25 protein-coding genes are annotated in these 23522 nt (G+C 62.9%); 9 read left to right on the top strand and 16 right to left on the bottom strand.

From position 1 onward, the window contains the following. Position 1 precedes the first annotated feature (1 nt). From ACMCNM_RS08680 to ACMCNM_RS08695, 4 genes are all read right to left on the bottom strand, one after another. Positions 2-796 carry an ABC transporter permease gene (locus tag ACMCNM_RS08680; protein WP_412764217.1) on the bottom strand — a complete coding sequence of 265 codons (795 nt, stop codon included), beginning with the start codon at positions 794-796 and terminating at the stop codon, positions 2-4. Beyond that, positions 786-1625, bottom strand: coding sequence for an ABC transporter permease (locus ACMCNM_RS08685; protein ID WP_275749621.1), 840 nt, complete (start codon positions 1623-1625; stop codon positions 786-788). The genes ACMCNM_RS08680 and ACMCNM_RS08685 overlap by 11 nt, the downstream gene beginning before the upstream one ends. Beyond that, the gene (locus ACMCNM_RS08690) at positions 1622-2428 is read right to left on the bottom strand and encodes an alkaline phosphatase family protein (protein ID WP_027595910.1); all 807 of its coding nucleotides are present in this window, start codon (positions 2426-2428) and stop codon (positions 1622-1624) included. Before ACMCNM_RS08690 ends, ACMCNM_RS08685 begins: the two co-directional genes overlap by 4 nt. Before the next feature lie 157 nt (positions 2429-2585). Next, positions 2586-3650, bottom strand: coding sequence for an ABC transporter substrate-binding protein (locus ACMCNM_RS08695; RefSeq protein ID WP_412764218.1), 1065 nt, complete (start codon positions 3648-3650; stop codon positions 2586-2588). A gap of 328 nt (positions 3651-3978) precedes the next feature. On the opposite strand from ACMCNM_RS08695, the gene ACMCNM_RS08700 reads away from it, so the two are divergent. Beyond that, on the top strand, positions 3979-4692 hold the full coding sequence (locus ACMCNM_RS08700) for a UTRA domain-containing protein (RefSeq protein WP_412764219.1): 714 nt from the start codon (positions 3979-3981) through the stop codon (positions 4690-4692). Positions 4693-4791: 99 nt separating this feature from the next. Here ACMCNM_RS08700 and ACMCNM_RS08705 read toward each other — a convergent pair whose 3' ends face one another. From ACMCNM_RS08705 to minC, 7 genes are all read right to left on the bottom strand, one after another. Continuing rightward, the gene (locus ACMCNM_RS08705; RefSeq protein WP_027595913.1) at positions 4792-6945 is read right to left on the bottom strand and encodes a mechanosensitive ion channel family protein; all 2154 of its coding nucleotides are present in this window, start codon (positions 6943-6945) and stop codon (positions 4792-4794) included. A 44-nt stretch (positions 6946-6989) separates the two neighbouring features. Further along, positions 6990-7157 (bottom strand): hypothetical protein, encoded by a 168-nt coding sequence (locus ACMCNM_RS08710; RefSeq protein ID WP_167334464.1) that lies wholly within the window; start codon positions 7155-7157, stop codon positions 6990-6992. A 194-nt stretch (positions 7158-7351) separates the two neighbouring features. Next, on the bottom strand, positions 7352-8641 hold the full coding sequence (locus ACMCNM_RS08715) for a M18 family aminopeptidase (RefSeq protein ID WP_027595914.1): 1290 nt from the start codon (positions 8639-8641) through the stop codon (positions 7352-7354). Between the two features lie 151 nt (positions 8642-8792). Beyond that, positions 8793-9428 carry an RluA family pseudouridine synthase gene (locus ACMCNM_RS08720; protein ID WP_027595915.1) on the bottom strand — a complete coding sequence of 212 codons (636 nt, stop codon included), beginning with the start codon at positions 9426-9428 and terminating at the stop codon, positions 8793-8795. A 156-nt stretch (positions 9429-9584) separates the two neighbouring features. Beyond that, complete coding sequence (gene minE, locus ACMCNM_RS08725; protein ID WP_003252572.1) at positions 9585-9839, bottom strand: cell division topological specificity factor MinE; 255 nt, start codon at positions 9837-9839, stop codon at positions 9585-9587. Positions 9840-9842: 3 nt separating this feature from the next. After that, on the bottom strand, positions 9843-10655 hold the full coding sequence (gene minD / locus ACMCNM_RS08730; protein ID WP_027595916.1) for a septum site-determining protein MinD: 813 nt from the start codon (positions 10653-10655) through the stop codon (positions 9843-9845). A 99-nt stretch (positions 10656-10754) separates the two neighbouring features. After that, the gene (gene minC, locus ACMCNM_RS08735) at positions 10755-11507 is read right to left on the bottom strand and encodes a septum site-determining protein MinC (RefSeq protein WP_027595917.1); all 753 of its coding nucleotides are present in this window, start codon (positions 11505-11507) and stop codon (positions 10755-10757) included. Between the two features lie 111 nt (positions 11508-11618). On the opposite strand from minC, the gene ACMCNM_RS08740 reads away from it, so the two are divergent. Both ACMCNM_RS08740 and ACMCNM_RS08745 read left to right on the top strand, forming a co-directional pair. Then, on the top strand, positions 11619-12554 hold the full coding sequence (locus ACMCNM_RS08740) for a lipid A biosynthesis lauroyl acyltransferase (RefSeq protein ID WP_027595918.1): 936 nt from the start codon (positions 11619-11621) through the stop codon (positions 12552-12554). 148 nt (positions 12555-12702) lie between these two features. Beyond that, positions 12703-13851: a patatin-like phospholipase family protein gene (locus ACMCNM_RS08745; RefSeq protein ID WP_186682262.1), complete on the top strand. Its 1149-nt coding sequence runs from the start codon at positions 12703-12705 to the stop codon at positions 13849-13851. A gap of 115 nt (positions 13852-13966) precedes the next feature. On the opposite strand, the gene ACMCNM_RS08750 is transcribed toward ACMCNM_RS08745, so the two are convergent. Together ACMCNM_RS08750 and ACMCNM_RS08755 are read right to left on the bottom strand one after the other, a co-directional pair. Beyond that, positions 13967-14710 (bottom strand): VacJ family lipoprotein, encoded by a 744-nt coding sequence (locus ACMCNM_RS08750; protein WP_374707410.1) that lies wholly within the window; start codon positions 14708-14710, stop codon positions 13967-13969. Between the two features lie 73 nt (positions 14711-14783). Beyond that, positions 14784-16082 (bottom strand): serine/threonine protein kinase, encoded by a 1299-nt coding sequence (locus ACMCNM_RS08755; RefSeq protein WP_099453207.1) that lies wholly within the window; start codon positions 16080-16082, stop codon positions 14784-14786. A 191-nt stretch (positions 16083-16273) separates the two neighbouring features. Here ACMCNM_RS08755 and ACMCNM_RS08760 point away from each other — a divergent pair, with 191 nt between their 5' ends. Continuing rightward, positions 16274-16642 carry a hypothetical protein gene (locus tag ACMCNM_RS08760; RefSeq protein WP_412764220.1) on the top strand — a complete coding sequence of 123 codons (369 nt, stop codon included), beginning with the start codon at positions 16274-16276 and terminating at the stop codon, positions 16640-16642. Positions 16643-16769: 127 nt separating this feature from the next. Here ACMCNM_RS08760 and ACMCNM_RS08765 read toward each other — a convergent pair whose 3' ends face one another. Further along, positions 16770-18335, bottom strand: a complete 1566-nt coding sequence (locus tag ACMCNM_RS08765; protein ID WP_412764221.1) for a beta (1-6) glucans synthase — start codon at positions 18333-18335, stop codon at positions 16770-16772. Between the two features lie 196 nt (positions 18336-18531). Between ACMCNM_RS08765 and ACMCNM_RS08770 the strand changes: the two genes are divergently transcribed. The 3 genes from ACMCNM_RS08770 (at position 18532) to ACMCNM_RS08780 (ending at position 21616) form a co-directional block, all read left to right on the top strand. Further along, a complete protein-coding gene (locus ACMCNM_RS08770) occupies positions 18532-19392 on the top strand; it encodes a glycine betaine ABC transporter substrate-binding protein (protein WP_099428543.1) in 861 nt (286 codons plus the stop codon). A gap of 251 nt (positions 19393-19643) precedes the next feature. Further along, positions 19644-19955, top strand: a complete 312-nt coding sequence (locus tag ACMCNM_RS08775) for a DUF485 domain-containing protein (protein ID WP_027595925.1) — start codon at positions 19644-19646, stop codon at positions 19953-19955. Further along, positions 19952-21616: a cation acetate symporter gene (locus tag ACMCNM_RS08780; protein WP_027595926.1), complete on the top strand. Its 1665-nt coding sequence runs from the start codon at positions 19952-19954 to the stop codon at positions 21614-21616. The genes ACMCNM_RS08775 and ACMCNM_RS08780 overlap by 4 nt, the downstream gene beginning before the upstream one ends. A gap of 68 nt (positions 21617-21684) precedes the next feature. Here ACMCNM_RS08780 and ACMCNM_RS08785 read toward each other — a convergent pair whose 3' ends face one another. Beyond that, positions 21685-21837, bottom strand: coding sequence for a DUF3309 family protein (locus ACMCNM_RS08785; protein WP_003252624.1), 153 nt, complete (start codon positions 21835-21837; stop codon positions 21685-21687). A 206-nt stretch (positions 21838-22043) separates the two neighbouring features. Here ACMCNM_RS08785 and ACMCNM_RS08790 point away from each other — a divergent pair, with 206 nt between their 5' ends. Continuing rightward, entirely contained in the window at positions 22044-22853 is an 810-nt protein-coding gene (locus ACMCNM_RS08790) for an SDR family oxidoreductase (RefSeq protein WP_412764222.1), read from the top strand. A 120-nt stretch (positions 22854-22973) separates the two neighbouring features. Continuing rightward, positions 22974-23162, top strand: a complete 189-nt coding sequence (gene csrA / locus ACMCNM_RS08795; RefSeq protein ID WP_186682270.1) for a carbon storage regulator CsrA — start codon at positions 22974-22976, stop codon at positions 23160-23162. Positions 23163-23167: 5 nt separating this feature from the next. Here csrA and ACMCNM_RS08800 read toward each other — a convergent pair whose 3' ends face one another. Next, positions 23168-23395: a YheU family protein gene (locus ACMCNM_RS08800; protein WP_027595929.1), complete on the bottom strand. Its 228-nt coding sequence runs from the start codon at positions 23393-23395 to the stop codon at positions 23168-23170. Between the last annotated feature and the right edge of the window lie 127 nt (positions 23396-23522).

Genomic DNA, 23522 nt, shown 5'->3' on the forward strand with positions numbered 1-23522 from the left:
GTCAGGTCTTGTCCTTGTTCAGGCGGTTGGCGACCCAGGTGAGTACCAGCACGAAGGCGAAGTAGGAGATCACCAGCGCGCTGTTGAAGTGGCCGCTGCTGTTGCGCATGTTGTTCAGGTACACCTGCAGCGTCTCGTAGCGGGTGCCGACCAGCAGGTTGGCGAACACGAACTCGCCGAACAGGAACGAGAACGACAGCAGCAGGGCCACCATCAGGCCTTTGCGCAGGTTCGGCAGCACCACCAGGAATGCCGCTTGCCAGGTGCTGGCCCCGAGCAGTTGGGCGGCGTCCATCAGGTCACGCAGGTTGATCGCCTGCAGGTTGTTGGTGATTGCCCGGTACATGAACGGCAGGGCGATGGTGAAATAGCAGCCGATCAGAATCCACGGGGTGCCGACCATGGCCATGGGCCCGCTGCCATACAGCTGCAGCAACCCTACGGCGGACACCACCGGCGGCACCGCGAACGGCAGCAGGATGAGGATGTTCATCAGTGCGTCGAGCTTGGGGAAGTGGTAGTGCACCACGAACAGCAGCGGCAGGATCAGCACCACCGACAGTATCAGTGCGCCCACGCACACCAGCAGCGACTGGCCGAACGCCGCCAGAAAGCGCGGCTCGCTCCACAGCGCCACGTACCACTTCAGGGTCAGGCCGCTGGGCAGCAGGCTGGCCGACCAGCTCGTGGACACGGAGTAGAGCAGGGTGCCGGCCAGCGGCAACAGCAAAATCAGGAACAGCAGGTACACCACCAGGCGGTGGTAGAGGCTGCTGGCGTTGGTTTCAGCGCGCATGGTAGCTCCTTTTCAGCAGCCATTGATGGACCACCGTGACCAGCGTCATCAGCCCCACCAGCACCATGGCCAGGGCACTCGCAAGGTTAGGGTCGAGGCTGATGTCACCGGCCACCAGGCCAGCGATGCGGATCGGCAGCACGTTGAAGTTGCCGGTGGTCAACGCATACACCGTGGCATAGGCGCCCAGGGCATTGGCCAAGAGGATGACGAAGGTGCCGAGCAACGCCGGGGTCAGCACCGGCAGGCCGATATGGCGCCAGAACTGCCAGTGGTTGGCGCCGAGCAGGGCGGCCGACTCACGCCAGTCTTCACGCAAGGCATCGAACGCCGGGTACAGCAACAGCACGCCCAAGGGGATCTGGAAGTAGGTGTACACCAGGATCAGCCCGCTTTTGGAATAGATGCTGAAGTCTTCCAGCAGGCCGATCTGTTTAAGCAGCAGGGTCAGTGCGCCGTTGAAACCCAGCAGGATGATGAAGGCGAAGGCCAGTGGCACGCCGGCGAAGTTGCTGGTCATGTTGGCGAAGGCACTGACGAAGTCGCGCAGCCGCGAATCCACCTGGCGCAACGAGTAGGCCCCGAGGGTAGCGATGACGATACCGAACAGGCTCGACCAGAAGCTGATCTCCAGGCTGCGTTGCAAGGCCTGCAGGTAGAACTTCGAGGCGAACACCTTGCTGAAGTTTTCCACCCCCCAGCCCGCCTCGGATTGCACGCTGTTGATCGCCACCCAGGCCAGCGGGGCGATCTGGAAGATGATGAAGAACACGGCGAATGGCAGCAGGCAGAGCAGGGCAAGGTAACGGCCGCGATGGCTGGCATTCACTTGAGCAGCTCCCGGCACACGGTCTTGTCGTGGGCCACGCCAAGCAGCTCGCAGATGGTGCCGCACAACTCGGTTTGCAGCGGCTTGGCAGCAGGGTCGAGGCTGAAGCCATCACCAAAGACAAACAGCGGGACCTCGCGTTCCTCGGCCAGCAGGCCATTGTGCGAGCGGTCGTTGTTCATGCCGTGGTCGGCGGTGACCAGCACCTGATAACCCTCTTCGAGCCAGCGCGGCAGGTAGTCGGCCAAGAGGATGTCGGCGCTGCGTGCCGCGTTGCGGTACTGGCTGCTGTCCAGGCCATGGCGGTGGCCGACGTCGTCGATGCTCATCGGGTGCACCAGCAGGAAGTTCGGCGCATGCCGGCGGCGCAGGTATTCGGCGTCGGCCAGCAGGTGTGAATCGGGGTAGCGGTCGTCCCAGTAGAACAGGCCGTGCTGGATCGGCAGCTTCGGCGCATGGGTGTGGCGGTCGCGCTGCGCATCGAACGGCGAGCGGTTGTACAGCTCGCTCATCCAGTGATAGGCCGCCGCCGCAGTACCCAGCCCCGCTTCGCGGGCGTAGTGGAACACGCTGCGCTGGTTGGACAGGCGGTTGACATTGTTGTGCACGATGCCGCTGTCGATCGGCGTGACGCCGGTGAGGATGCATTCGTACAGCGGGCGTGACAGCGACGGTAGCTCGCATTCCACGCGGTACAGGGCGGCGCGATCGGCCTCGACGTAGGCGTGCAGGTGGCCCATGGCATGGTGGGCAACCTGGTGGTTGAGGCCGTCGAGCAGGACCAGGATGACGTTGTGTTGCATGGTGGCTCCGCTGGGGTATCAGTCATTACCGCGTCGTCCCATTCGCGGGGCAAGCCCGCTCCCACAGGTACAGCACAGCAACGACACCTGTGCTGTACCTGTGGGAGCGGGCTTGCCCCGCGAAGAGGCCGGATCAGGCACTAGAAAATCCAGGCCGTTATTCCATCTCGATGATCACTTGCTCCTGCCACTTCTGCGGCAGTGCCTTCGAGGTCGCTTCCCAAGCAGCGGCATCCTTGATCGGCTGGGCAGCACCATATTGCTCATTGGGCAGCAGCTTGGCCTGCACATCGGCCGGCAGCTTCAGGTGCTCGGCGCGGATCGGCCGGGCGTGACCGATGGCAAGGTTAGTCTGCCCGGCATCGCTGAAGATGTACTCACGCGCCAGCTTGGCTGCGTTCGGGTGCTTGGCGTACTTGTTGATGATGGTGGTATAGCCCGAGATCACCGAACCGTCCGAGGGGATCAGCACTTCGAAGCGCTTGGGGTCGATCTGCTCGCGGTAGCTCAGGCCATTGAAGTCCCACACCACACCCACTTCCACTTCACCTTTTTCCAGGGTCTGGATGGTGGGGTTGGCGAGCGACAGGCGCTTCTGCTGGGCCAGCTTGGTGAACAGTTGCAGGCCTGGCTCGATGTTGCTTTCGCTGCCTTTATAGGCGATGGCTGCGGCCAGTACACCGTTGGCGGCCTGGGCCGCGGTGCCGACATCGCCGATGGCAACCTTGTACTTGCCTTTCTCCAGGTCATGCCAGGTTTTCGGGCGTTCTTCTTCTTTCACCAGGTCCTTGTTGATGATGAAGGCGATGGTGCCGGTATAGGCCAGCGCCCAGTGCCCGTCATTGTCCTTGGCCCATGCGGGTACCTGGTCCCAGGTGCTCGGCTTGTACGGTTGGCTCACGCCCTTGGTCGCGGCAATCGGGCCAAAGGCGGCGCCGACGTCGCCGATGTCGGCACTGGCGTTGTCTTTCTCGGCCTCGAATTTGGCGATTTCCTGGGCCGAACTCATGTCGGTGTCGCTGTGCTTGAGGCCATATTTATTGGCCAGGTCCTCCCAGGTGCCTTTCCAGTTGGCCCAGGCATCGGGCATGCCCACGCTGTTGACGGTGCCTTCCTTGCGGGCGGCGTCTTCCAGGGCCTTGAGGTCGGTGCCGGCGGCCATGGCCGTGGTACACAGGGCGATGGCCGAACCGAGCAGTGACGCCATGAAGAACTTTTTCATCCGAAGCTCCTTGGGTGGGTGCCTGTTGCGATCGTTGTCGTGAATGAGGCAGTTGTCAGCGACCTTTGGTCTAGGTCAGCAAACCTTGAGCCAAGGTAGGCCGCTTGCGTGACAGTTTGATGTAGGGGGAGGCTTCAACCGGGGGTTCCGGCTGCCTGAAAATACAGCGTAGACCAGATCGCAGGCCCTGATTTAGCGGGCTTGGCCCGAAACTGGCAAAGCCCGTGTGGTGCCTTTGTCACAGGATGTTCATCAGCCCTGCCTAGGCTTGCACTACTCTCCAATTGCCCCGTCATGGGGCTGGCCTAGTCCAGATAGGTAACCTTTGATGCAACCGATGCCCCCGCGTGCGGTAACAGCCATCTGCCACGCCCTGCAGGAGCAGATCGAACACGGCCTGCTGGCGCCGGGTGGCAAGCTGCCGGCCGAGCGCAAGCTCAGCGAGGTGTTCGACACCACGCGCATCACCCTGCGCGAGGCCTTGGCACAGCTGGAGGCCCAGGGGCTGATCTACCGGGAAGAGCGGCGCGGCTGGTTCGTCGCGCCCCAGCGGCTGACCTATGACCTGATCGAGCGTAGTCACTTTCATGCGATGGTGCGTGACCAGGGGCGGGTGCCGAGTACCGAGCTGTTGTCGGCTCGGCTGCAGCCGGCTTCTGCCGTTGTCTGCGCGCGGCTGCAACTGCCGGCGTTGTCCAGTGTGGTGCGGATCTGCCGGCTGCGGCGTATCGATGGGCGGGCGGTGCTGTATGCCGAGCACTACCTGAACCCGCGGTATTTCCCGGGCATTCTCGAACAGGACCTGGCGCAGTCGCTGACCGAGATTTATGGGCGGGTCTACGGCATCGGCTATGGGCAGGTGTGCTTCGAGATTCTGCCGACGGCGTTGCCGATCGAGGCAGCGGCCGCGTTGAAGGTATCGGTCGGCAGCCCGGGGCTACACATCACCCGGATCAACAGTGACCAGCAGGGGCACCTGATCGACTGTGACCTGGAATATTGGCGGCATGATGCAATCCGCATCCGCGCCCAGGCGGGGTAATGGGGTGGCTTCTTCGCGGGCAAGCCCGCTCCCACAGGAGCCTCGCAGTATTCGACGCTGTGGTGATCCTGTGGGAGCGGGCTTGCCCGCGAAAAGGCCCTAACTGGAGGAACTGGTTTCGCTCATACCGCCCCCGCCCGCCGTCACCACCTGCACCGACAACCGCGGCGTCGCCAGGTCCAGCCCCGCTTCATCCAGCTGGCGTTTCAACGCCAGGTTGAACGCCCGCGACACTTCCCATTGCTTGATCGGCGCGGTCTTGAAGCGCGCCCGCAAAATCGCCGAGCCCGACTCGAAGCTCTCTACGCCCTGCAGTTCCAGCGGCGACCAGATATTACGGCGCATCAACGGGTCGTTACGCAGTTTCTGCCCCACCTCGCGGATCAGTGTGATGGCCTGGTCGATGTTCATGCTGTGCGGGATCGCCACGCGGAAAATCGCGTAACCGAACTCCCGCGAGTAGTTCTTGATGCTCTTGATCTCGCTGAACGGGATGGTGTGCACGATGCCGTCGATGTCGCGCAGGCGCACGGTGCGGATGGTCAGGCCCTCGACCGTCCCCAGGTGCCCACCGACATCCACGTAGTCGTCGATGGCCAGCGAATCCTCGATGATGATGAACAGCCCGGTGATCAGGTCGGCTACCAGGGACTGGGCGCCAAAACCGATGGCCAGGCCGATCACACCGGCACCGGCCAGCAGCGGGGTGACGTTCATGCCCATGTTGGCCAGGGCAACGATCACCGCGATGATGAAGATGGCCACGAACATGACGTTGCGGATCAGCGGCATCATGGTTTGCGCGCGGGCGTTGGCCAGCCCGCGGCGCGAGCGCACCAAGGCGTGGTGCACGGCCGTGTCGGCCAGGATCCACACCAGCCAGGCGGCGATCAGCGTGCCGGCCAGGCCCAGCAGGCGCAGGCTCACCTCGTGGCCGTCGCCTTCGGCGAAGGTGATCATCGACAAGCCCCACACGCGCAGGCCCAGCTCAATGAACAGCAGCCAGATGAACAGGTGCACCAAGGCATAGGCGAAGTTGCGCAAGCGCTCGGTGTACACCGCTTGGCGCTTGTTGGCGCGTTTGGGGTTGGCCGCGTGGCGGCGCACCAGGCCGTTGAGCACCATGCACACCACCACCAGCACTGTGCACATCAACGACTGGCGCAGGGCGGTACTGGTGTCGCCGGCCGAGACGAAGGTCGCGAACAGCGAAATACCCACCAGAATCAACGCGGGCGCGAACCAGAAGCTGCCGAGGATCTCGATGGTGTCGCTCAGGGTGCGCCGGGTCAGGCGCCGGTCCAAGGGTTGGTTGCGGATCAGGTGGGCGATCGGGCGGCGGAACCGCAGGATGAACAGCCCGGTGCAGATCGCCGCGATGACGTTGGCCAAGGTGGCCAGGGCATGGGCCAGGTGGGTGCCGAGGGCGACGGTCAGTCGAGGGTCGCTCATGGCCTCACCGAAGGCGGCAAAGCTGCCGATCAGCCACAGCGGGCGGAAGGCCTGGTGCCGTAGGATATGCAGGGCGCGGTGGCGGTGTGGGCCGTCGAGCAGCGAGAAGGCGATCACGCAGATGGCCGAGAAGCAGGTGCCGACCACCAACGCATACGCCAGCACCATGGCCATCGACTTGCCCAGCGACGAGGGCAGGGCGAAGCTCAGGTACACGGTGAACACCAAGGCCACTAGCCAGGGCCCGAGCTTGCGCAAGGCAAAGCGCACCAGGTCCCAGGTGCGCGGGTGCTGGGGCAGCTCTTCGGTGAGGCCGAAGCGTAGCCGTACCCGGTGGCCAATCCAGTTGAAGGCGTATGCCAGCAGGCTCCAGACCGCGATGATCGCGGCAAAGCCGAACAGGATCGCCGGCCACTGGTGCACCGGGACCACCAGTTCGGTCAGTTCTGCCTGGGCTTGCTCGATTTCTGCCGCCCAGCGGTGGAAGGGGCTGGCATCGCCGCTGAACTGCTGTTCGAAGTCATGCAAAGCACCACCGATCAGGCCTAGCACGCCCTGTTCGACGGTGGGTTGTGATTGCTTGGTGGCGTCGCGCAGTTTTTTCAGGTCGGCCAGCAACTTGGCGCGTTGCTGGTCGTTTTCGAGGTTTTTGATCACCTCGTCCAGCGACTTGCCCAACGGCTCGGTGGCCTCAGGCTGCGCAGGCGCGCTGGAGCCGAGCAGGCTCGGCAGGCCCGCGGCCTGAACCGGGGTGATGAACAATAACAGCAGCAGGGACAGGCAACGCAGAAGGGCAGGCACCGGGAAATCTACCTCAGGTCAAACGATGGACCGAGTGTAGAGGTTTATGTGGGCAGTTTCTCCAGGATCTTCCAGCAAGTAAGGCCGAAGATGCCCAGTGTGCCGATCCACATCATCAGCACACCGATGTTGCGCTCGCGCAGGCTGAAGCCGATGGTCAGCAGCAGCAGGAACAGAAACACCGGCACGAACAGGGACAGAAAGGGGGACATGGACAGCAATCCTTTTGCAGTGGGGCCATGTAACAAGCATAGCGGGTAGCAGGCGAAGCGGGTTGATCCGTGGCACTAGTAGTGCCTGTGCTGGCCCATCGCCGGCAAGCCGGCTCCCACAGGTACGCCACAGTTCTTGAGGCTTGTGCTGTTCGTGTGGGAGCCGGCTTGCCGGCGATGAGGCCAGTGCGGACTTACGGCAGGTCGCGGCTGCGGTAGAACGCCGTCAGCACTTTCACCAGGTGCGCCAGGTCATGGCTGCCGCACAATTCGCGGATCGAGTGCATGGCAAAGGTTGGCAAGCCGATATCGACCGTGCGCACACCCAGGTTGCTGGCGGTGATTGGGCCGATGGTCGAGCCGCAACCCATGTCGCTGCGCACCACGAAGCTCTGCACCGGTACTTCTTCGGCCATGCACAGGTGGCGGAAGAACCCGGCGGTTTCGCTGTTGGTGGCGTAGCGCTGGTTGTTGTTGACCTTGATCACCGGCCCGGCGTTGAGCTTGGGCCCGTGGTTGCCGTCATGCTTGTCGGCATAGTTGGGGTGCACACCATGGGCGTTGTCAGCCGACACCATCAGCGAGCGCTGAATGGTCCGCACATAGCTGTCACCCTCGGGCAGCAGGCGTTGCAAGGTCTGCTCGAGCATGGGGCCGTCGGCGCCACAGGCCGAGCATGAGCCGACTTCTTCGTGGTCGTTGCACACCAGCACGCAGGTTTCGTCGCTGTCGGCAGCCAGCAGCGCTTGCAGGCCGGCATAGCACGACAGCAGGTTGTCCAGGCGGGCACCGGCGATGAAGTCGCGGTTGATGCCGATCAGCGCGGCATCCTGGGTGTCGTAGAAGCTCAGCTCGTAATCCAGCACCACGTCGGCGTTGAGCTCGTGCTCACGGGCCAGCTGTTCGGTGAGCAGCGCGCGGAAGTCGATGCGCTCGTCGCCGGCGACCTGGGCCAGGATGGGCGGCAGTTCGTTCTGCGGGTTGATCTGCCAGCCTTCGTTGGCGGTGCGGTTGAGGTGGATCGCCAGGTTGGGGATCACCGCGATGGGCAGCTTGAAGTCGATCAGCTGGCTTTCGACCTTGCCGTCACGGCGGAAGGTGACTCGGCCGGCCAGGGACAGGTCGCGGTCGAACCAGGGCGCCAGCAGCGCACCGCCGTAAACCTCGACGCCCAACTGCAGGAAGCCTTGGCGCTGCAGTTCGGGTTGCGGCTTGACGCGCAGGCACGGGCTGTCGGTGTGGGCACCGACCATGCGGATACCGCCAAGCAGGGGCGCTTGCTTGCCCAGTTTGATAGCGATGATCGAGGAGTCGTTGCGGGTGACGTAATACCGACCACCCGGCACCGTTGACCAGCTGTCGCGCTCGTCCAGGCGCTGGTAGCCGGCGGCCTCGAGGCGCTGGGCCAGGCTGGCGGTGGCATGGAAGGGCGTGGGGGAGGCCTTGAGGAAATCGATCAGGCCAGTGTTCAGTGCTTCGCGCATAACTCACTCCAGACAGCAGTGGCGCGAGTTTAACGCAGATAGATCACAAATTGTGTCGGCCTCTTCGCGGGGCAACCCCGCGCCCCAGATACCTCGCAAACCCTGTAGGAGCGGGCTTGCCCGCGAAGAGGCCGGAACTGCCACCCATCAATCAGAACGGTGCCGGGCACTCGAACTTCAACCGCTCCCCGCTGACCGGGTGAGTGAAGCTGAGCATTGCCGCATGCAGGCACAGCCGGTCATAGGCCGCCAAGGCTTCAGGGTTGGCATACAAGCGGTCACCCAGCAGCGGGTGGCCGATCGACAGCATGTGCACGCGCAGCTGGTGCGAGCGCCCGGTAATCGGCGTCAACTCGACCCGGCAGTGGTCGCCGCAACGCTCCAGGACGCGCCAGAAAGTCAGGGCATGCTTGCCTTGCTCATGGTCCACCACATGCCGTGGCTTGGTCGGCGGGTCGTAGCGCAGGGGCAGGTCGATGCTGCCGCTGTCCAGCGCCGGCTGGCCCCAGCACAGGGCGGTATAGGCCTTTTCGGTCTCGCGGTCGTGGAACTGGCGCGACAGCTCGCGGTGGCTGTCGGCATCGCGGGCCAGCAGGATGATGCCGGAGGTCTCCCAGTCCAGACGGTGCACGATCAGCGCATCGGGGTAGCCGTTTTCCTGCAGGCGGGTGATCAAGCAGTCCTTGTTGTCATCGGCACGGCCGGGCACTGACAGCAGCAGGGTTGGCTTGTTGACCACCAGGATGGCGGCGTCTTCGTGGAGGATCTGGACGTTTGACAGCGGCATTGCGTGGTCTCGGTTAAATCGGGGAAAACCATTGGGGCCGCGTTGCGGCCCATCGCCGGCAAGCCAGCTCCTACAGGTACAGCGCGGACCCTGAAGGAGCTGGCTTGCCGGCGATGGGCTGCAACGCAGCCCCAATGATCACGCCAGAACGCTGAATCAGCGATCAGGCAAGGTAATGTTCAGCTCCAGAATCGAGCAGCTGCCCTGGTTTTCCAGCTCGATGTGCACATCATCGTTGCCGATGTTCACATACTTGCGGATCACTTCGAGCAGTTCTTTCTGCAGTGCCGGCAGGTAGTCCGGTTCGCTGCGCTGGCCGCGCTCATGCGCCACGATGATCTGTAGACGCTCTTTCGCCACCGACGCGCTGGTCTGTTTCTGTCTGCCACGAAAGAAGTCAAAAAGGTTCATGGTTTACTTGCCTCCAAACAGGCGCGCGAAGAATCCTTGCTTCGGCACTTCGATGAACCGCAGGGGCTTTTCTTTGCCCAGCAGACGGTCGACGGTATCGCTATAGGCCTGGCCGGCATCGCTCTGGTCGTCGAGGATGACCGGGATGCCCTGGTTGGAAGCCTTGAGCACTGCCTGGGACTCGGGGATCACGCCCTTGAGCTTGATCGCGAGGATGTCGGTAACGTCGTCGATGCTCAGCATCTCGCCTTTCTCGACGCGCTCAGGGTGGTAGCGGGTGATCAGCAGGTGTTCCTTGATCGGCTCTTCGCCGTTCTCGGAGCGGCGCGACTTGCTCGACAGGATGCCCAGCATGCGGTCCGAGTCACGTACCGAGGAAACCTCAGGGTTGGTCACGACGATGGCTTCGTCGGCGAAGTACATCGCCAGGTGCGCGCCTTTTTCGATACCGGCCGGGGAGTCGCAGATGACGTACTCGAAGTCATTCTTGAGTTCCATCAGCACTTTCTCGACGCCTTCCTGGGTCAGCGCGTCCTTGTCACGGGTCTGGCTGGCGGCCAGGACGTACAGATTCTCGAGGCGCTTGTCCTTGATCAAGGCTTGCTGCAGGTTGGCTTCGCCGTTGACAACGTTGACGAAGTCGTACACCACGCGGCGCTCGCAGCCCATGATCAGGTCGAGGTTACGCAGGCCCACGTCGAAGTCGACGATGACTGTCTTGTGGCCGCGCAGTGCGAGGCCGGTGCCGATGGCGGCGCTGGTGGTGGTCTTGCCCACACCCCCCTTGCCGGAAGTAACGACGAGAATCTTGGCCAAGGTGTTTCACCCCTAAATAAGTCGGGACAGGTGTCCCAGCAATATGCAAAAAACGGCAACAGGTAAAAAAGTTGCTCTAAAAATGACGGCAAGTATCCGTTAAAGACGGGTGATGTTCAACACGTCACCAGACAGGCTGACTTGCACGCCGAAGCCCCACAGCGGGTCGCGGCGCAGATCTTCGCAGACCTTGTACTGGCCTGCGATCGAGACCATTTCCGCCGTCATCTGCTGGCAGAAAATGCGTGCTTTGGTGTTGCCTTTGATACCCGCCAGGGCGCGGCCGCGCATGGCGCCGTACACATGGATGTTGCCATCGGCCAGAAGTTCCGCACCTGGGCTGACCGACGCGGTCACCACCAGGTCGCCGCCTTGGGCGTAGATCTGCTGGCCGCCACGCACCGGCGAGGTGATGATGCGGGTCGGGCGGATTTCCGGTTCGGCTGCAGGCGCAGGCGCCGGCTCGGGCTTTTTCACCTCGGGCTCGGGTTCCAGCGGCCGTTCGCGCGCGCCGGACGGCGGCAGCACCGGCAGGTCGATGGCGATCGCCGCGGCGATGTCCTCGATGCGGTTGGCGCGGATCGCCAGGGTACGCAGGCCATGGTGGCGGCAGATACGCATCAAGCCGGGCAGGTCGATGGCGCCTTCGCTGGCCGGCAGCTTGTCCAGCGCCAGCACCAACGGCGTGTTGCTGAAAAAGTTGGGTGCCTGCGCGACTTTGGCCGCCAATTGGCGGTCGAGGGCTTCAAGGTCATTGCGCGCCAGTTCCAGCACAGTGATGGCGAGCATGCTGCCCTTGAGCTGGAACACGGAGGCGGTGTCGGGGGTCTGGTTTAGGCTCATGGTCTGCATAGACGGCTTGTTGCGAAAAAAGTGCCCTGACTTATAACGAGAACACCCGTTGCCCGCAACATGCGCTGATCCGTTGTAGAATGCGCGGCCTTTGTCTTTCCGGAAGCTTCAATGGAACGCCCGCGTTTTCGCCCCTATTTCCTTCACCCCAGATTCTGGGGCCTGTGGCTGGGCCTGGGCCTGCTGTGGCTGATCGTCCAGCTGCCTTACCGGGCCCTGCTGTGGGTCGGCACTGCCCTGGGCGCAGTGATGTACCGGGTTGCCGGCGAGCGTCGACGCATCGCCGCGCGCAACCTTGAACTGTGTTTCCCTGAAATGTCCGACGACGAACGGCAGCGTTTGTTGAAGGCCAACTTCGCCTCCACCGGCATCGCCTTCTTCGAAATGGCCATGAGCTGGTGGTGGCCCAAGGCCAGGTTGGCACGCCTGGCACATATCGAAGGCCTCGAGCACCTGCAGGCTGCCCAGCAGGCAGGGCAGGGCGCGATTCTGATGGCCGTGCACTTCACCACCCTGGAAATCGGCGCCGCGCTGCTGGGCCAGCAGCACACCATCGATGGTATGTACCGCGAGCACGGCAACCCGCTGTTCGACTTCATCCAGCGCAGCGGCCGTGAGCGGCACAACCTCGACTCGTTGGCGGTGGAGCGTGAAGACGTACGCGGCATGCTCAAGCTGCTGCGTTCGGGCCGGGCAATCTGGTATGCGCCCGACCAGGATTACGGCGCCAAGCAGAGCCTGTTCGTGCCGTTGTTCGGCATCCCGGCGGCGACCGTGACCGCCACCACCAAGTTCGCCCGCCTGGGCAAGGCGCAGGTCATCCCCTTTACCCAGAAACGCCTGGAAGATGGCAGCGGCTATCGTTTGGTGATCCATCCGCCGCTTGCGGACTTCCCCGGGGAGAGTGAAGAAGCGGACTGCCTGCGCATCAACCAGTGGATCGAGGGTGTGTTACGTGAGTGCCCCGAGCAGTACCTGTGGGCGCACCGGCGCTTCAAGTCGCGGCCCGAGGGTGCGCCTAGGCTGTATGACAAGAAGAAACGCTGATTTTTGTAATGCCAGTGCTGGCCTCTTCGCGGGGCAAGCCCGCTTCCACAGGACCTCTAAAGTGCCAGAAGCCAGTGGAGTACCTGTGGGAGCGGGCTTGCCCCGCGAAGAGGCCAGGCCTGACAGCCGATAACCCAGGGAGCAATACATGGCACCCGCCCCAGTAACTGGTCTGATCCTCTCTGGCGGCGGCGCCCGTGCCGCTTATCAGGTCGGCGTATTGGCCGGCATCGCTGAACTGCTGCCCCCGGGCGCGCCCAACCCCTTCCCGGTCATTGTCGGCACGTCGGCTGGCGCTATCAATGCGGTCACCCTCGCCAGCGGTGCCACCCGCTTCACCGAAACCGTGCGCAACCTCACCGCTTTCTGGCAAAACTTTCGCAGCCACCTGGTGCTGCGCAGCGACTGGCCGGGGGTAATCCGCCAGGCCAGCCGCTTCGTCAGCCACAGCCTGCTGGGCCTGGGTGGCCATGCACCGGTGGCGCTGCTCGACAGCAGCCCCTTGCGCGGCCTGCTGCAAGCGCACCTGGACCTGGACGGCATCGACCACGCCCTGGCCACCGAACAACTGCGCGCCGTGGCGGTGACCGCATTCGGCTACGAGTCGGGGCAGGCGGTGACCTTCTACCAGGGCCGCGGCACCATCGAGGCGTGGTTGCGCCACCGCCGCATCGGCGTACCCACGCCGTTGACCCTCGACCACTTGCTGGCCAGTGCGGCGATCCCGCTGTTGTTCGCGCCGGTCAGGCTGGGCGACGAGTACTACGGTGACGGCGCGGTGCGCCAGTCGGCACCGATCAGCCCGGCGTTGCACCTGGGGGCCAGCCGGGTGCTGGTGGTCGGGGTCAGCGGCAACCCGCAGCGGCCATCGCCGCCGCGGCCCACCCAGCGAGTGTTCAGTGGCCAGCAGCCGAGCCTGGCGCAGATTGGCGGGCACATGCTCAACAGCACCTTCATCGACAGCTTGGAAGACGACATCGAACTGCTGCAGCGGCTCAATCACCTTAGCCACTTGCTGCCTGCCCACCTGGATGCACGGCGCCTGGGGCTGGCGCCGGTGGAAGTATTGGTGGTGGCGCCCAGCCAGCCGCTGGACGAAATCGCTGCGCGGCACCGGCGTGAATTGCCGGCGGCGTTGCGGCTGTTCTTGCGTGGGCCGGGGGCGACGCGGACCAGTGGGGCGGGGGTGTTGAGTTATTTGCTGTTCGAGGCGAGTTATTGCAGTGAGCTGATCGAGCTGGGGCGCAGGGATGCTTTGGTCAAGCGGCGGGAGCTGGAGCAGTTTCTGGGAATTTGATGCAAGCAGTACTGGCCTCTTCGCGGGCAAGCCCGCTCCCACAGGGGTATCACTGGCCTGAGCGCAGTGGGGTACCTGTAGGAGCGGGCTTGCCCGCGAAGAGGCCAGTAGCTATTTACTCAGCAATCTGCAGCTTGCGCGCCTGGGTATACACATACCGAACCTTCTCATACTCGAACGGCGAGTTGAGCTGGCCATAGCGGAATTTGGTGGTATAGCGCTTGTCCACCACCTGCAGGGCAAAGATTTCCGGGTGATCGGTACTGGTTTCCGGCACATTGAGGAAGTTGACCGCCTGCTCGCCCGCATAGTCCACCACCAGCCCGGTGGTATCGCGCAGGTTCGAGGGGCCCAGCACCGGCAGCATCAGGTACGGCCCGTCCGGCACACCATAAAAGCCCAGGGTCTGGCCGAAGTCTTCACTCTGGCGCGGCAGGCCCATCTTGGTCGCCGGGTCCCACAGCCCACCGACCCCGATCAGCGTGTTGAACATCAACCGTGCGGTGATTTCCGCCGAGCGCTTGGCTTTCAGTTGCAACACGCTGTTGAACAGGTTCGGCACATCGCCGAGGTTGTTGAAGAAGTTGCTCACCCCGGTGCGCACAAAACGCGGTGTTACATACTGATAGCCGCTCACCACGGGCAGCAGCACCCATTGGTCGAGGCGGTAGTTGAAGTGGTAGATGCGCCGGTTGATTGATTCCAGTGGGTCGTAGACGTTCAGCGCCTCCAGGGTGGAGCGTTCGAACTCGCGCTGGTCCAGGCCTGGGTTGAATTTCAATGCCCGCAACGGGTCGATGAAACCATCGGCCTCCGGTGGCAGCGGTGCGGCGGTAACCTGCGGGTCGGCCTCGACCACGCTGGCGCGCGGTGCGACCTCCGCGGCCAGGGCGTTGCCAGCGACGAGCAGGGCAGTGGCGAAGAGGAGTTTGTTAACCACGGAAGAACTCCAGCATGGCGTCGCTGTTGACGCGGTAGTTGAGGTTGCCGCAATGGCCGCCATGGGGGTAAAGGGTCAGGCGGTCACCGAACACCTTGCGCAAGAAGCCGATATCGCCTGGGCCGAGGATGACGTCGTCGGCGTTGTGCATCACGGCAATTTTCGGGCTGTCGCGCAGGTAGTCTTCCAGCGCATACAGGCTGACCTGGTTAACCAGCTGCAGGATGCTGTTGCCATCGGTGCGGGCGCGCCACATCGGGATCACCTGCTCGGTCATGTAGCAGTCGAAGTCGCACTGCAGGGCACGCTTGAAGAACGGCGTGAGGCTGCTGCCCTCGGTGATCGGGAACTTCGGCGGAATGATCAGCCCGCGGCGGTTGATCAGGTCGGAGGTAAAGGCGATATCGGCTGCCGAGAAGCGGAACGAGGTGCCGATCAGCATGGCCATCTGCTCGTTGGACAAGTGCTGGCGCGACTGCTGGAAGTCGTACAGCAGGGCTTCGTTGAGGTCGATGTAGCCCTTGTCCTGGAAGTAACGGGTCAACTTGGTGAGCATCAGCTCGTAGAACGTGGTGCTGCGGTCGATGCCTTTGACCTGGGTTTGCACCAGTTTGTCGAGGTTGTTGATCGAGGTGTACAGGTTGACCGGCGGGTTGAGCAGCAGCACACGCTTGAAGTTGAAGCTGCGCCGGGTCTCGTCCAGGTGGCTGACGAACGCCGCGTCCAGCGCGCCGAGGCTGTAGCCGGTGAGGTAGAACTCGCTGATCGGCAAGCGCGGGTGCTGGGCGCGCACGGCCTGCATTACCCGGTACATGTCTTCAGCGTCTTCCTGGCTGATACCCGGGGTGGCGAAGCGCGAGGCCGCACTCATGAAGTCGTAGCTGGTGGGCGAGGACAGTTGCACCACGTGGTAGCCGGCTTGGTAGTACAGCTTTTTCAGGTATTCGTTGATGCTGCTGGAATAAGGGGCACCGGTGCCAGCGATCAGGAAGATCAGCGGCGCCTTGTGGTCCTGACGGGCCAGGCGGTACTTGAGCTTTTTTACCGACCAGAAGTTGTCGGGCAGGGTGAACTCACGCTCGGGTCGCAGGTTGAGGCTGTAGTCGTCCTGGTCGATGTCCTCATCGCTGGGCAAGGTTGGGCGTTGCTCCGGCGGCGTGGTGGCGATGGTCGCCTCGAACGGGTTGGTCAAGGGGTAGCCATAGCTCGCGGCGTCGATATCCCGCGCCGAAGCGGCCACAGCCATGAGCAGGCCGCCGAGCAGGGCAGCGAGGCGCAAAGATCGATGCATGTAACCCCCAAAAAGAAATACAAGGTGTTGCGGTGTGCAGGCTAGGACCACGGCAGTATGGGCAAAGTTGCCAAGTGCGGTGGTCTTTGGTGTGCTTGTTATCTGCAACATAGCTGCAGGAAGGTTATTTTGCCTTACAACCGGCCTTGGGCGATCATGCACGATTTCGATTTCCGCTATTGGAGAACTGGATGTCTCGTTCGCTGCCGGTCATTGCCTTGCTGTTATTTCTGCCTGCGTGGCTGGCCGCCAGCTATGGCGTGCGTTATGGGTTGATGGAAGACGCGCAGTGGGTGGGGCTGTGTGCGGCGCCCGAGGCGTTCTGGCAGTGCCAGGTGCGCTCGCTGCTGGGGCTGGGTATTCATTTTCAGGTCATCGCCTGGAGTGGGCTTGGCCTGGCGCTGGTGGCGCAGGTGGTTGCGGGTCGGGTTGGGTGGTGGCTGGCAGGTCTGGCGTTGGTGTTCGCGATACCGGCGCTGGTGCTGTATACCGCCAGTATTGCGGTGTTTGCCGTGGTGCTGGCCGGGTTGCGGCTGGTGCGGCAAACGCGTCGCGGCTGATAGGGGCTGCTTTGCAGCCCATCGCCGGCAAGCCAGCTCCTACAGGTATAGCGCAGACCCTGACACCAGCGCGGTACCTGTGGGAGCTGGCTTGCCGGCGATGGGCCGCGCAGCGGACCCGGCAATATCAACCCGCACGCAGCCTCAAGCTCCGCCACAACGCCGCGGTCATCAACACGCTCACCACCGCCCACCCCCAGGCCTGCTGATTCTCCAGCCCTTCCAGAAACAACTGCGGCGCCACCCCCGCTCCCACGATAAACGCCAGCAATGCCACCTCGGCCCGCCGCGCCAGCACCGGCCGCACCAGGTAAACCACTGCCGGCAACGCTAGTGCAGCCGTGGGGAAACTGCGATAACGCGGGTCGAACACCAGCGCCAGCATGCTCACTGCCGCCGCAAAGCCCGCTGCAAGCAACAGCCAGCCAGCACGGGCCTCAAGCCAGGCATAAACACGCTCACGCCAGCCCTCGCGGCGGGCCAAGGCCAGGGCGGCGTGGGCCAGTACCAGCAGGTTGAGCGCCGCCAGCAGCCCGGCCCACAGCCACTCCCCAGCAAAGCGTGCGTGGCTGCGCATCAGCTCGCCCCACAGCCCCAGGCAACCCGCGCCAAACGCGGCCAGCAACGGCAACAGCAGGGCCGCCATGGGGGTAGCGGGCTGCCCGGCCACCAACATCATGACCAGCATCAACACCGCGCTGGCCAGCAGCCACTGCGACCAGTAGTGCAGGTTGCTGACGGGCCCTTCGAGCACGCCTTTGTCCTGCCGGTCGGCGTCGTAAAGCCCCCAGTAACCGCCCACGGCGCCTTCGCTGGCGCGCTTCCACGGCTGGTCGAAGGCCTCGATCAGGTTGTACCGCCAGCCATTGCTTTCGGCCATCGCCACAAAGCCACGGATAAACCGCGCCTCGTTGGCCCTGCTGGGCACGGCGGTTTCCCGTTGGCGGCCTTCGCTGGGCCAGCCGGTCTCGCCGATCAGGATGTCCTTGGGCGCAAAGCGCGTACCGAACTCACGGCGCACATCGGCGACATGGGCCAAGGCATCGTCAATGCCGCGCGGGTCATCCTCCCAGTAAGGCAGCAGGTGGATGGTCAAAAAGTCCACCTCCGGGGCCACCTGAGGGTGCTGTAGCCAGAATTCCCAGACGTCGGCATAGGTGACCGGCACCTTGACCTGGCGCTTGACCTTGGCGATCAGCTCGGCAAGGCGTGTGCCGGTGACTTCCTTGCGCAGCAGCGCCTCGTTGCCGACGATCACCGCGCTGACGACATCGGGGTTGGCGTTGGCGGCGGCGATCAGCAGGTCCACTTCCTTTTCGGTGTCCACCGGGTTGGCGTTGACCCAGGCACCGAGCATCACCTTCAGGCCATGTTTGCGTGCCAGCTGCGGAATCGCCTCAAGGCCGGTCATCGAATAGGTGCGGATGCACTGAAAACGCTCCGCCAGCAAGGCCAGGTCGGCATCCATGCGCGCCGGGCGCAGGCGAAACGGCTGGTCGAACGGCGACTGGTCCTTGTCGAAGGGGGTGTAAGAAGCGCACTGCAGTTTGTGCGTGGGGCTGGCCGCATCGGGCAGGTGCACTGGCTTGCCGAGCCCGTACCAGAGCGTTGCCAGCCCGATCAGGGCAAGCAGGCAGGCTAGCAGGTACAACGGCAGGTGCAGGCGGGTGGGGCTGGGCATCGGGCGGTCCATCGTCAGGCGCAAAAGGGTAGATAGTAGCCCGGCGCCAAACCTTTGGCATGCAAGGATCGCGCAGACTGGCGTGAGCCCATGGCGCTAATGGCACAGTGCTGTCGTATATGAGTGGTTACATGTCGTACAGGGAGCAGGTCACAAGTTGTTGCAGGAAGATGATGCAATCTCCGAGACCTGACGAGGGGATGCTTTGATGGCAACTTTGAACAAGATGCGACGTTTCCTGGGTGTGGGCACCGCCCTGGTAATGGCCATGAGCGCTGCACAGGCAATGGCCAAAGAAGTAAGCATTGGTTACGTGGATGGTTGGGCCGACAGCGTGGCGACCACCAACGTGGCCGCCGAAGTGATCAAGCAGAAGCTCGGCTACGACGTGAAGTTGCAGGCCGTGGCCACGGGCATCATGTGGCAGGGCGTGGCGACCGGCAAGCTCGATGCGATGTTGTCGGCCTGGTTACCCGTGACCCACGGCGAGTACTGGACCAAGAACAAAGACAACGTGGTCGACTACGGTGCCAACTTCAAGGATGCGAAAATCGGCCTGATCGTCCCTGAATACGTGAAGGCGGTAAGCATCGCCGACCTCAAGACCGACAGCAGCTTCAAGCAGAAGATCGTCGGCATCGACGCCGGCTCCGGGGTCATGCTCAAGACCGACCAGGCCATCAAAGACTACGACCTGACAGGTTACAAACTGCAGGCCAGTTCCGGCGCTGCGATGACCGCCGAACTGGGCCGTGCCTATGCCAAGCAGCAGTCGATTGCCGTGACCGGTTGGGTGCCGCACTGGATGTTCGCCAAGTGGAAGCTCAAGTTCCTCGAGGACCCGAAAGGCGTGTATGGCGCTGCCGAAACCGTCAACAGCATCGGCAGCAAGGAACTGGCGACCAAGGCGCCGGAAGTGGCGGAGTTCCTCAAGAAGTTCAGCTGGCAGTCCAAGGACGAGATCGGCGAAGTGATGCTGGCGATCCAGGAAGGCGCCAAGCCTGAAGCGGCGGCCAAGGACTGGGTGGCCAAACACCCGGACCGGGTCAAAGAGTGGACCGGTAAGTAACTGATTTATTCGTTCTAAAGCGGGGCTGCTGCGCAGCCCTTTCGCGACACAAGGTCGCTCCTACAGGTATTACGCGATTCCCTGTAGGAGCGGCCTTGTGTCGCGAAAGGGCCGCAAAGCGGCCCCGCTTTGTTACTTGATCGGTAAAACACTGTTGCATCTAAGACTAAGGTCGTCTGGTTGGCGTCCAACGGCAGCATAAAGTGAGGGTGTGGGTTTCATCCCCTATCTGTGCTGCTAGGACAAAAACAATGAACGACAGCATTTACCTCTCGATACAAAACAGCCCGCGCTTCAAGGAGCTGGTTACAAAACGCGAACGGTTCGCCTGGATTCTCTCGGCGATCATGCTCGGTCTCTACTGCGCCTTCATCCTCCTGATCGCCTACGGTCCTCATGTACTGGGCGCCAAGCTCAGCCCAGAGTCGTCGATTACCTGGGGCATCCCCCTGGGCGTCGGCCTGATCGTTTCGGCATTTGTCCTGACCGCCATCTACGTGCGCCGTGCCAACGGTGAGTTCGATGAGCTGAACAAGGCCATCCTGAAGGAGGCGCAACAATGATTCGCCACGCCAAAGCCCTGGCCGTTCTGGCCTGCGGCGTTTTCGCACCCGCCGTGTGGGCCGCCGATGCCCTGACCGGCGAGGTGCAGAAACAGCCGCTGAACGTGTCGGCGATCGCCATGTTCGTGGCCTTCGTCGCTTTCACCCTCGGGATCACCTACTGGGCCTCCAAACGCAACAAATCGGCGGCGGACTACTACGCAGCCGGCGGCAAGATCACGGGCTTCCAGAACGGCTTGGCAATTGCCGGTGACTACATGTCGGCGGCCTCGTTCCTGGGGATTTCCGCCCTGGTGTTCACCTCGGGTTACGACGGCCTGATCTACTCCATCGGCTTTTTGGTCGGCTGGCCGATCATCCTCTTCCTGATCGCCGAACGCCTGCGCAACTTGGGCAAGTACACCTTCGCCGACGTGGCCTCGTACCGCCTTGGGCAGAAAGAAATCCGTACGCTGTCGGCCTCCGGTTCGCTGGTGGTGGTGGCGTTCTACCTGATCGCGCAGATGGTCGGCGCCGGTAAGTTGATCGAGCTGCTGTTTGGCCTCGACTACCACGTGGCGGTGATCCTGGTCGGTATCCTGATGTGCCTGTACGTGCTGTTCGGCGGCATGTTGGCCACCACCTGGGTACAGATCATCAAGGCCGTGCTGCTGCTGTCCGGTGCCAGCTTCATGGCACTGATGGTGATGAAACACGTCAACTTCGACTTCAACACCCTGTTCTCCGAAGCCATCAAGGTGCACGCCAAAGGCGAGGCGATCATGAGCCCTGGCGGCCTGGTCAAGGACCCGATCTCGGCGTTCTCCCTGGGCCTGGCGCTGATGTTCGGTACCGCTGGCCTGCCGCACATCCTGATGCGCTTCTTCACCGTCAGTGACGCCAAGGAAGCGCGCAAGAGCGTGCTCTACGCCACCGGCTTCATCGGTTACTTCTACATCCTCACCTTCATCATCGGCTTTGGCGCGATCCTGCTGGTCAGCACCAACCCGGACTTCAAGGACGCCGCAGGCGCCTTGCTGGGCGGTAACAACATGGCTGCGGTGCATCTGGCCAATGCCGTGGGTGGCAGCGTGTTCCTGGGCTTTATCTCGGCGGTGGCCTTCGCCACCATCCTGGCGGTGGTTGCTGGCCTGACCCTGGCCGGTGCCTCGGCGGTGTCCCACGACCTGTACGCCAGCGTATGGCGCAAGGGCAAGGCCAACGACAAGGACGAGATCCGCGTGTCGAAGATCACCACCATCGCCCTGGGCGTGCTGGCGATCGGCCTGGGCATCCTGTTCGAGAAGCAGAACATCGCCTTCATGGTGGGCCTGGCGTTCTCGATTGCTGCCAGCTGCAACTTCCCGGTACTGCTGCTTTCGATGTACTGGAAGAAACTGACCACCCGCGGCGCCATGATCGGCGGCTGGCTGGGCCTGGTGAGTGCAGTGGGCCTGATGATCCTTGGCCCAACCATCTGGGTACAGATCCTCGGCCACGAGAAGGCGATCTACCCGTACGAGTACCCGGCGCTGTTCTCGATGCTGATTGCCTTCGTCGGTATCTGGTTCTTCTCGGTCACCGACAAGTCCAAGGCGGCTGAGAACGAACGTGCACTGTTCTTCCCGCAGTTTGTACGTTCGCAAACCGGCCTGGGCGCTTCCGGTGCGGTTTCGCACTGACCGCTGAGGCCTAAAAAAAACCGCGATACGGGTGATGCCCGTATCGCGGTTTTTTCATGCTTGGCCGGCTAGATCATGCCTAGCAGCAACAGCACCAGCAGAATCACCAACACCACGCCGATAATGCCGGAAGGGCCATAGCCCCAGCTGCGCGAGTGTGGGAAGACGGGTAAGCCACCAATCAGCAGCAGGATCAGGATGATGATGAGGATCGTGGTCATGGCGGAGTCCTTGCGTGGTTAGGGGTCAAGGGCCTCGGACTGCTGGCCTCTTGTTAAATCGGACCGGTGCGCTTGGCTAAAGATTCCATTTGTTTGGTACTGACCGCTTGGTCATGCCCTTTCATTCACTACCCTGATGAACCCTCCCTCACGGCAATGCCTTGATTAGACTCGCCTGACAACCCATCAGCACAAGGCCTGCCACCATGCAAAACCGCATCATGATCACCGGCGCCGGGTCCGGCCTCGGCCGCGAGATCGCCCTGCGCTGGGCACGCGAGGGCTGGCGCCTGGCGTTGGCCGATGTCAACGAGGCCGGCCTGCGCGAAACGCTGGAACTGGCCCGGCAAGCCGGTGGCGACGGGTTTATCCAGCGCTGTGATGTGCGCGACTACAGCCAGCTCACGGCGTTGGCCCAGGCCTGCGAAGAGCGCTTTGGCGGCATCGATGTGATCGTCAACAACGCCGGCGTCGCCTCGGGCGGCTTCTTCGCCGAGTTGTCGCTTGAGGACTGGGACTGGCAAATCGCGGTCAACCTCATGGGCGTGGTCAAGGGCTGCAAGGCCTTCCTCCCGCTGCTGGAGCGCAGCCAAGGGCGGATCATCAACATCGCCTCGATGGCCGCGCTGATGCAGGGCCCGGGCATGAGCAACTACAACGTCGCCAAGGCCGGTGTGCTGGCCCTGTCGGAAAGCCTGCTGGTGGAATTGCGCCAAGTGCAGGTGGCGGTGCATGTGGTGTGCCCGTCGTTCTTTCAGACCAACCTGCTGGATTCGTTCCGTGGCCCCAACCCGGCCATGAAGGCCCAGGTGGGCAAGCTGCTGGAGGGCTCGCCGATCAGCGCGGTCGATATCGCCGAGTACATCCACCGGCAAGTGGCTGCCGGCGAGTTCCTGATCTTGCCCCACGAGGCCGGGCGCCAGGCGTGGCAGCTCAAGCGCGAGGCACCTGAGCGGCTGTATGCCGAGATGGCGGACATGGCGGTGAAAATGCGTGCCAAGGCGCCTGCGCGATGATCTGTCTGTAGGGGAAATTACCCATGGATGTAGGTTGCTTCTGAATTGCCCTGGAACTATTGAGTAGCCTTAAGTACCCGAGGCAGTCTCCGGTTTTCCCTTACGCTGGAGGATCGGATCATGCTGGTAATAGGGCGCGAAGTAGGCGAAGTCATCACCATTGGCGATGACATCCGCATCATGGTGGTCGAGACGCGGGACGGGATGGTGCGTTTTGGGGTAAGTGCCCCCCGCGAGGTGCCGGTGCACCGCGCCGAGGTGTACAGGCGCATCAAGGAGGGGGAGGTGCGCAAGGGGCGTGGCGCGTGAGGGCGTCAGTCGAGCAGCTCGCGTGGCACATCATGTTTGGCCAGGAGCTGGCATTGCTGGCTTTCCGGGTCGAACAGGATGAACGCCTGGCCCTTGGCCAACGCCTGGCGCACCCGCAATACGCGGGTTTCGAGGGGGGTGTCGTCGCCGTTGTCGGTGCCGTCGCGGGTGACGAAGTCCTCGATCAGCAGGGTCAGGGTGTCAGCTTGCAGTTGGTCGTAGGGGATTAGCATGGCGGGCGATTCTGGGGGTTGAGAGTGGGCATGCTACGCGAAACGTTCGCGCATTTGGGGCCGCTGTGCGGCCCATCGCGACGCAAGGCCGCTCCCACAAGGACCGTGTAGGAGCGGCCTTGCGTCG

The organism is Pseudomonas sp. NGC7 (assembly GCF_047159675.1).
GTDB classification, from domain to species: Bacteria; Pseudomonadota; Gammaproteobacteria; order Pseudomonadales; family Pseudomonadaceae; genus Aquipseudomonas; species Aquipseudomonas kermanshahensis.

Coding starts and splice junctions, on each gene's coding strand:
- ACMCNM_RS08680 (WP_412764217.1), bottom strand. CDS start 796: ATGCGCGCTGAAACCAACGCCAGCAGCCTCTACCACCGCCTGGTGGTG.
- ACMCNM_RS08690 (WP_027595910.1), bottom strand. CDS start 2,428: ATGCAACACAACGTCATCCTGGTCCTGCTCGACGGCCTCAACCACCAG.
- ACMCNM_RS08695 (WP_412764218.1), bottom strand. CDS start 3,650: ATGAAAAAGTTCTTCATGGCGTCACTGCTCGGTTCGGCCATCGCCCTG.
- ACMCNM_RS08700 (WP_412764219.1), top strand. CDS start 3,979: ATGCAACCGATGCCCCCGCGTGCGGTAACAGCCATCTGCCACGCCCTG.
- ACMCNM_RS08710 (WP_167334464.1), bottom strand. CDS start 7,157: ATGTCCCCCTTTCTGTCCCTGTTCGTGCCGGTGTTTCTGTTCCTGCTG.
- ACMCNM_RS08715 (WP_027595914.1), bottom strand. CDS start 8,641: ATGCGCGAAGCACTGAACACTGGCCTGATCGATTTCCTCAAGGCCTCC.
- ACMCNM_RS08720 (WP_027595915.1), bottom strand. CDS start 9,428: ATGCCGCTGTCAAACGTCCAGATCCTCCACGAAGACGCCGCCATCCTG.
- minE (WP_003252572.1), bottom strand. CDS start 9,839: ATGAACCTTTTTGACTTCTTTCGTGGCAGACAGAAACAGACCAGCGCG.
- minC (WP_027595917.1), bottom strand. CDS start 11,507: ATGCAGACCATGAGCCTAAACCAGACCCCCGACACCGCCTCCGTGTTC.
- ACMCNM_RS08740 (WP_027595918.1), top strand. CDS start 11,619: ATGGAACGCCCGCGTTTTCGCCCCTATTTCCTTCACCCCAGATTCTGG.
- ACMCNM_RS08745 (WP_186682262.1), top strand. CDS start 12,703: ATGGCACCCGCCCCAGTAACTGGTCTGATCCTCTCTGGCGGCGGCGCC.
- ACMCNM_RS08755 (WP_099453207.1), bottom strand. CDS start 16,082: ATGCATCGATCTTTGCGCCTCGCTGCCCTGCTCGGCGGCCTGCTCATG.
- ACMCNM_RS08760 (WP_412764220.1), top strand. CDS start 16,274: ATGTCTCGTTCGCTGCCGGTCATTGCCTTGCTGTTATTTCTGCCTGCG.
- ACMCNM_RS08765 (WP_412764221.1), bottom strand. CDS start 18,335: ATGGACCGCCCGATGCCCAGCCCCACCCGCCTGCACCTGCCGTTGTAC.
- ACMCNM_RS08770 (WP_099428543.1), top strand. CDS start 18,532: ATGGCAACTTTGAACAAGATGCGACGTTTCCTGGGTGTGGGCACCGCC.
- ACMCNM_RS08775 (WP_027595925.1), top strand. CDS start 19,644: ATGAACGACAGCATTTACCTCTCGATACAAAACAGCCCGCGCTTCAAG.
- ACMCNM_RS08780 (WP_027595926.1), top strand. CDS start 19,952: ATGATTCGCCACGCCAAAGCCCTGGCCGTTCTGGCCTGCGGCGTTTTC.
- ACMCNM_RS08785 (WP_003252624.1), bottom strand. CDS start 21,837: ATGACCACGATCCTCATCATCATCCTGATCCTGCTGCTGATTGGTGGC.
- ACMCNM_RS08790 (WP_412764222.1), top strand. CDS start 22,044: ATGCAAAACCGCATCATGATCACCGGCGCCGGGTCCGGCCTCGGCCGC.
- csrA (WP_186682270.1), top strand. CDS start 22,974: ATGCTGGTAATAGGGCGCGAAGTAGGCGAAGTCATCACCATTGGCGAT.
- ACMCNM_RS08800 (WP_027595929.1), bottom strand. CDS start 23,395: ATGCTAATCCCCTACGACCAACTGCAAGCTGACACCCTGACCCTGCTG.